Raw genomic sequence first — 1,490 nt, 5'->3', positions numbered from 1 at the left:
CTCATCTTCCGCGTTGTGCGGGCTGGTTAACGGGATGACCATCAATGAAATGGTGACGTTTAATCTTCCACCTTCGGAGACCGTCGCCAGAGTCAGTGATTTCTGGACAGCCGTGAATTACCGGGAAACATTCGGTATGTATGCCTGTAACGGCATTCTGTTTAACCATGAGTCGCCGCGGCGCAGCGAAAGTTTTGTCACGCGTAAAATCACACGCGGGCTGGCGAACATTACTCAGGGGCTGGAGAAGTGCCTTTATCTGGGCAATCTGAATGCCTTACGTGACTGGGGGCATGCCAGAGATTACGTCAAAATGCAGTGGCTGATGCTGCAGCAGGACAAACCGGAGGACTTCGTCATTGCAACGGGCGTGCAGTTTACGGTGCGTCAGTTCGTGACTTTTGCGGCCCTTGAACTGGGGATCAAACTGCGGTTTGTCGGCAAAGGCGTGGAGGAAAAAGGCGTGATTGCGGCGATTATCAGCCCGGTCGCGGCAGCGCTGAAAGTCGGAGATGTGATTGTCGCCGTCGATCCGCGTTATATGCGCCCGTCGGAGGTCAGCAAGGTTTCGGTTAATCCGTCAAAAGCACGGCGTCAGTTAGGCTGGGCACCTGAAACCTCATTACAGGATCTGGTGATTGAGATGGTGCAGGCGGATCTGGCCTTCGCCAAAAAGGCGGCGCGTCTGAAGCTGTACGGCTAACGCCAGTCGCTGTTTCTGACGATGTACGAAAAAAGCCGGAGAATGCGCTGACATTCTCCGGCTTTTTTTTGTCTTCAGGAAAGCTGTTTATTTAGCGCCAAAACAGGCATCCAGCCCTGCCTGAGTATCTTTGCTTGCCAGACCTGGCATAGGTTTATCGGCGATAAGCGTGACGCCGGTATCCACATACCCGGAAACCTTTTTGCCGTGTCTGGCATAGGCAACGGCAGCATCAACACCCATCGCCGCCATCGTTAAAGGATACTGCTGGGCCGTGGCAGCAATCTTGCCTTCACGTACGTAATTTACCCCCGCACACCCGCCATCAACAGAGAGAATCATGGCATTCTTTTGTTTACCTGCTTCCTGCCAGGCTTTGTAGGCTCCGGCTGCGGCCGGTTCATTGACGGTGTAAACCAGATTAATGTCCGGATGGGCTTTCAGGCAATTTGTCATGACCTCGTAGCCTTGTTTCTCAGCCCCTTCGCTATAGCCTGCACACACAATTTCGGGTGCGGCGGACAGTTCACTGGATTCGGCACCTGCCGCAGTTAACCCCAATCCTTTCATAAATCCGTTGTGTCTTCTTGCCCCTACCAGATGTCCTGGCGATAAATCCAGCATCGCTATTTTGAGGGGTTGTCCCGCGAACGTCAGCGGCATGGCCGCCTGAGCATACTGGCCAATCAATTCGCCAGCTTTATAGTTATCGGTGGCGAAGAGGGCATCGACGGCACTGATCGGATCCGGCGGGGAATCGAGGGCGATAACCTGCACGCCTTTCGCC

The 1,490-nt window shown here is 54.0% G+C and carries 2 protein-coding genes; one reads left to right on the top strand and one right to left on the bottom strand.

The genetic code is table 11. From position 1 onward, the window contains the following. The coding region (locus AC1DUO_RS24905) for a GDP-mannose 4,6-dehydratase (RefSeq protein WP_477989341.1) at nt 1–703 on the top strand (703 nt) is incomplete at its 5' end. Nucleotides 704–790: 87 nt separating this feature from the next. On the opposite strand, the gene AC1DUO_RS24900 is transcribed toward AC1DUO_RS24905, so the two are convergent. Continuing rightward, a partial coding sequence (locus AC1DUO_RS24900) for a substrate-binding domain-containing protein (RefSeq protein ID WP_477989339.1) occupies nt 791–1,490 on the bottom strand: 700 nt, incomplete at its 5' end.

The organism is Rahnella sp. P4_A8, from assembly GCF_056402435.1.
The sequence above is the reverse complement of the archived record's forward strand: the minus strand, read 5'-3'. Positions and strand labels throughout refer to the sequence as shown.